The organism is Yinghuangia sp. YIM S09857 (assembly GCF_051388915.1).
Classification (GTDB): Bacteria; Actinomycetota; Actinomycetes; order Streptomycetales; family Streptomycetaceae; genus Yinghuangia.
The window spans coordinates 25,749-30,907 of the sequence record NZ_JBPKBH010000024.1; the positions used below are offsets into that span (position 1 = coordinate 25,749).

Below are 5,159 nucleotides of genomic sequence, written 5' to 3' on the forward strand. Positions count from 1 at the left end.
CTGTTCGCGAACGTGCAGACCCCGGGCATCATGTACGCGATCAAGGGCCCCTGGCGGCCCCACCGCGACATCTGAGCAGACCGGCCGTGGGCGGGAGTTGACGACACGTCAGCTCCCGCCCACGGCGTGTCGGGTATCCGTGCCGCACCGCCTGCCGAGCCACCGCCTGCCGAGGCACCGCCGCCGAGCCACCGCCTGCCGAGCGGCTGACCGGTCGGACGACGGTCGAGCGGTGGAGTGGCCGGCGTCCGGGTCAGGCCAGCGCGCGCCGCGCGACCGCCGGTTCCCGCTGGCCCTTGATGGTCGCGACCATGTCGAGGATCTGCCGCGTCTCCCGCACCTGGTGCACGCGGTACACGCGCGCGCCGAGCCACGCCGAGACGGCCGTGGTCGCCAGCGTGCCCAGCAGCCGCTGGTTGACCGGCGCGTCCAGCGTCTCGCCGACGAAGTCCTTGTTGGACAGCGAGACCAGCACCGGCCAGCCGGTGTCGGCCATTTCGCCGAGGCGGCGGGTGGCCTCCAGCGAGTGCCGGGTGTTCTTCCCGAAGTCGTGGCCCGGGTCGATGATGATCGCGTCGCGGCGTACGCCCAGCTCCAGCGCGCGTTCCGCGAGCCCGACCGTCACGTCCAGGATGTCGGCCATCACGTCGTCGTAGCCGATGCGGTGCGGCCGGGTGCGCGGCTTGGCCCGCCCCGCGTGCGTGCACACGATGCCGACGCCGTGCCGGGCGGCGACCTCGGCGAGCTTGGGGTCGACCCCGCCCCACGCGTCGTTCAGCAGGTCCGCCCCGACCGCGCAGACGGCCTCGCCGACCTCGTGGCGCCAGGTGTCGACGCTGATCACGACGTCCGGGTGGCGGCGGCGCACCTCGGCGACGAACGAGACGGTACGCCGCATCTCCTCCGCGGCGTCCACCTCCGCGCCCGGCCCCGCCTTGACCCCGCCGATGTCGACGATCGCCGCGCCCTCCGCGACGGCGCGCTCGACCGCGTCCAGCGCCGGGCGGTCGTCGAACGTCGCGCCCTTGTCGAAGAACGAGTCGGGGGTGCGGTTGACGATGGCCATGATCACGTGTTCGTCGTCGCCGAACTCGCGTGCCCCCAGCTTCAGCGTCGCCACCGGCGCCTCCCGTTCGTGCGAATACCGCCATCGGTCCCGCGGGCAGTTCGTGCGATCTGCCGGCGGGCGGACATCACCACGTCAGATCGTGGCACGATCGTCCCGTGCGCGGCCGACAGGGGGCCGTGGGCGCGGTGCCGACAAGGGGAGAGAGTTTCCGTGTTCTGGATCCAACTGGTCGTCGTGACCGGAGTGGTCTTCGTCGTCGCCGCCGTGGTGCTGGGTGCGGGCGGCTCGCTGCCGGACGCGCACCAGGACCGCCCCGATTTGTCGTGGACGCCGGACCGGCCGCTGACGGTCGAGGACATCGACCGCGTGCGCTTCCCCGTCGTGCTGCGGGGCTACCGCATGAGCGAGGTCGACTACACCCTGGACCGCCTCAGCGCGGAGCTGTCGGCGCGCGACGCGCGGATCATGGACCTGGAGTACCGCCTCGCGGGCGTCCTGCCGCCCGGCGTGGCGGCCCCCATGCCGGGCACCGGCACGCTGCCCGGCGCCGCCACGGCGCCGGACGGCCCGGCGGGCGCGCGCACCGGGACACCCACGCTGACCAAGCAGGCGACGCCCGGAGACGCCGAGCGCCCCCGCAACGGCGCCGCGCCCGACGCCGCGGAAGCGCCCGAGGACGCCCCCGAGGCGGGCGCCGAGGCCGCCGCCTCCGACGACGAGTCCCGCGAGGACAAGGCGTGACCGAGGGTGGCGTGGTGGTCGGCGCGGACGGGCTCGCCCGCTGCCCGTGGGGGCTCAGCACGGTCGATTACGTCGAGTACCACGACACCGAGTGGGGCGTACCCGTGCACGGCGACGACGCGCTCTTCGAGCGACTGTGCCTGGAGGCCTTCCAGTCGGGCCTGTCGTGGATCACGATCCTGCGCCGCCGCGAGGGCTTCCGCGCCGCGTTCGACGGATTCAGGATCGCCAAGGTGGCCGAATACGACGACACCGACGTGGACCGGCTGCTCGACGACACCCGCATCATCCGCAACCGCGCGAAGATCCTCGCGTCCATCGCCAACGCCCGCACCGCCGCGGACCTCCCCGGCGGCCTGGACAAGCTGATCTGGGCGCACGCCCCCAACCCGAAGCCGCGCCGCAAGGCCCCGCGCACCGTCGCCGACGTCCCGGCCGTGACCCCGGAGTCCGAAGCCCTCGCCAAGGACCTCCGCAAGAAGGGCTTCAAGTTCGTAGGCCCCACAACCGCCTACGCCATGATGCAGGCCTGCGGCCTGGTGGACGACCACCTGGCGGCCTGCCACGCCCGACGAAAGCCCGTCTGACCCCCAGTCACCAGGCCCGACGCCACCCCATACGCGCCCCAGACCGCCAACCGCCTTCGAAGGCTGGTCTGACGCATCGTCGTCCCCGCGCGAGCCCCAGCTGTGCGCGGCCCCACCGTCCGTCCGACGCCCAGGTCGTGTCTGTCGGACCTTTGTGCCGCTCCCGGTTTCCGGTGCCGTGCGTCGCCCACCGGGCCTGGCGGCCCTCCCAAGCGCAGGCCCGAAGCTCGTACTCAGTCGTACTCGCAAGGGGTCCGCGACGCCGCGAGGCGCGATGTCCAGGGACCGTCAGCGGTGCGAAGATCCGGCAGACACGGCCGCTGCCACCGGCCCCGCGCAGCTCCGGCGCGCGGAGGTCGGCCCATCACAGCGAACCGCCTTCACCGCGCCGGGGAGGGAGCGTTGCCGCCCCCTCCGCCCTCGCCTCGTGCGGCCTACTTGCCCGTGAACTCCGGCTGCTGCTTCGCCAGGAAGGCGTCCACGGCGATGCGGTGGTCCGCGGAGCTGCCGGCGCGGAGTTGGAGTTCGTCCTCCTTGGCCAGCGTCTCGACGATGTCGTGGTCGGCGGCGTAGGCCAGCGACTCCTTGATCGCCCCGTAGGCCACCGTCGGGCCCGCGGCGAGGCGGCCCGCGAGGGCGGCCGCCTCGGAGGCGACCTCGTCGGCCGGGACGACCTTCGTGGCCAGGCCCAGTTCGAGGGCCTGGGGCGCCTTGACCATCTGCGGGAACATCAGCAGCTCGGTCGCCCGCGCGTGGCCGACCAGGCGCGGCAGCGTCCACGACGCGCCCGAGTCCGCCGTCAGCGCGACGCCCGCGAACGCCGTGTTGAAGCCCGCGGTGTCCGCCATGACGCGGAAGTCGCAGGCCCACGCGATCGCCGCCCCCGCGCCCGCCGCGACGCCGTTCACCGCCGCGACCACCGGCTTCGGCATCGTCGCGATCGCGGTGACCAGCGGGTTGTAGTGGTCCTTGACGGTCGCGAACGTGACCTCGGGGCTGACCTCCAGCAACTCGATGTGCTGCTTGAGGTCCTGGCCGACGCAGAACGCCCGCCCGGTGCCCGTCAGGACCACCGCGCGGACCGCGTCGTCGTCCGCCGCCCGCAGCACCGCGTCGCGCAGCGCGACCTTGGTATCGGTGTCGAGCGCGTTCATCGCGTCCGCCCGGTTGAGGGTGATCGTCGCGACGCCGTCGGCGAGGTCGTAGAGAACGTTGTCGGCCACGATGGGTCTCCCGTCGATGTGAGGGCACTGGCAGGTCCGCGCCTCCGAACGGACTCAGCATGCCGGACGCCTTTTCCCGTCCCGCCGCGACCCCGGCCGACCCGCCGCCGCGCGTACCCGTCGGTGCAGGTCGGGGCGCATGTGGCGGACCGGACGGATCGGGCCGGGAAACCGGCCCCGGATCGGCCCATACGCGGCCGTCCGTGACCGTTGTTGCTCACCCCGCCGCCGAATGCGGGATAATGGGGCCTGATCAATGCGCTCGAAGACCGGTGGCCGGGTGAGCACCGGTGTGTCGATATGCAGGAAGGGGAACGAGCATGGCGGCCATGAAGCCGCGGACGGGCGACGGCCCGCTCGAGGTGACCAAGGAAGGGCGGGGTATCGTCATGCGCGTTCCGCTCGAGGGCGGGGGGCGGCTTGTTGTCGAGCTGACACCCGACGAGGCGGGCGCGCTCAGCGAAGCGCTGGCGAACGCCACGGGTGCCAAGACCTCCTGAGGAGGTCCTGACCCACCCGGTGCCTGCCACCCTCGACCGAGTCGCGGTGAGCAGCGGCCCCGGCCGGTATGTGTTCAGGGAGCTTCCGATCGGACGATCGGGACAAATCCGTGAGAACGTACCGGCCGGGGCCGTCGCATGCCCGGATACCGGCGAACCGCCCGGCCGGCCGCGCGCGTTCGGGCCGAACCGCGGGCCCCGCGCCGCCCGTTCAGCCCCGCAGCACCGCGCAGAGCAGGCCGTCCCCGACCGGGAGAAGCGTGGGCACAAGCGCGTCGTGCTCGCGTACCGCGCGCAACACCTCGCGAACCGCGGAGGTCTCGGGGTCGTGGTGCGTCAGGTCCGGTACCCGGTCGCGCCACAGCGCGTTGTCGAAGCACACCACGCCGCCGGGCCGCAGCAGCCGCAGCGCCTCGGCCAGGTAGTCCGGGTACTCCGTCTTGTCGCCGTCGCAGAACACCAGGTCGTAGCCGTGGTCGGCGAGGCGCGGCAGCACCTCCAGCGCGCGGCCCGGGATGAAGCGGGCGCGGCCGCCGGAGAACCCGGCCTCGGCGTACGTCTCCTTGGCGATGCGCTGGTTGTCCGGCTCCAGGTCGACGGTCGTCAGGACCCCGTCCGGGCGCATGCCGCGCAGCAGGTACACCCCCGACACGCCGGTGCCGGTTCCGATTTCCGCGACCGCGCGGGCGTCGGTCGCGGCGGCGAGGAAGCACAGCGCCGATCCGCCGCCGGGGCTGATGGGCACGACGCCGGCCTCCCGGGCGCGGTGGCGGGCCTGCACGAGGACGGAGTCCTCGCCGGCGTACGCCTCCGCGAATTCCCGGCCGGCCTGGCGGTTGCTGGAGATGGCTTCCTCCTCGCGTCGGGCCGCCCGGGGACGGGGCGGCCTTTGGGCGCAAGAGTAATGGAGTGCCCTGTACGCCAGCGTGGGGTACACCCATGCGTCGTACCAGGTCGGGGTGGGTGCGCGAGGAGTACAGACGCGACATGGCGGCCGCCCGGTTCCCGGCGGCCGGTAAACGCCCCGCGCCCGGGACCG

The 5,159-nt window shown here is 73.3% G+C and carries 6 protein-coding genes; 3 read left to right on the forward strand and 3 right to left on the reverse strand.

All coding sequences use genetic code 11. The annotated features are described in order from the left end of the window. Window positions 1–253: 253 nt before the first annotated feature. Window positions 254–1,066 carry a dihydropteroate synthase gene (gene folP / locus ACRX5S_RS34825; protein ID WP_436777311.1) on the reverse strand — a complete coding sequence of 271 codons (813 nt, stop codon included), beginning with the start codon at window positions 1,064–1,066 and terminating at the stop codon, window positions 254–256. A gap of 213 nt (window positions 1,067–1,279) precedes the next feature. Between folP and ACRX5S_RS34830 the strand changes: the two genes are divergently transcribed. Together ACRX5S_RS34830 and ACRX5S_RS34835 are read left to right on the forward strand one after the other, a co-directional pair. Further along, window positions 1,280–1,810 carry a DivIVA domain-containing protein gene (locus ACRX5S_RS34830; RefSeq protein ID WP_436777215.1) on the forward strand — a complete coding sequence of 177 codons (531 nt, stop codon included), beginning with the start codon at window positions 1,280–1,282 and terminating at the stop codon, window positions 1,808–1,810. Further along, window positions 1,807–2,397 (forward strand): DNA-3-methyladenine glycosylase I, encoded by a 591-nt coding sequence (locus ACRX5S_RS34835; protein WP_436777216.1) that lies wholly within the window; start codon window positions 1,807–1,809, stop codon window positions 2,395–2,397. The genes ACRX5S_RS34830 and ACRX5S_RS34835 overlap by 4 nt, the downstream gene beginning before the upstream one ends. A 434-nt stretch (window positions 2,398–2,831) precedes the next feature. Here the strand turns inward: ACRX5S_RS34835 and ACRX5S_RS34840 are convergent, their stop codons facing one another. Beyond that, window positions 2,832–3,620 carry an enoyl-CoA hydratase-related protein gene (locus tag ACRX5S_RS34840; RefSeq protein ID WP_436777217.1) on the reverse strand — a complete coding sequence of 263 codons (789 nt, stop codon included), beginning with the start codon at window positions 3,618–3,620 and terminating at the stop codon, window positions 2,832–2,834. A gap of 320 nt (window positions 3,621–3,940) precedes the next feature. Between ACRX5S_RS34840 and ACRX5S_RS34845 the strand changes: the two genes are divergently transcribed. Next, complete coding sequence (locus ACRX5S_RS34845) at window positions 3,941–4,120, forward strand: DUF3117 domain-containing protein (protein WP_358363886.1); 180 nt, start codon at window positions 3,941–3,943, stop codon at window positions 4,118–4,120. Between the two features lie 211 nt (window positions 4,121–4,331). Here the strand turns inward: ACRX5S_RS34845 and ACRX5S_RS34850 are convergent, their stop codons facing one another. Further along, window positions 4,332–5,045: an O-methyltransferase gene (locus ACRX5S_RS34850; protein ID WP_436777312.1), complete on the reverse strand. Its 714-nt coding sequence runs from the start codon at window positions 5,043–5,045 to the stop codon at window positions 4,332–4,334. Window positions 5,046–5,159: the final 114 nt, after the last annotated feature.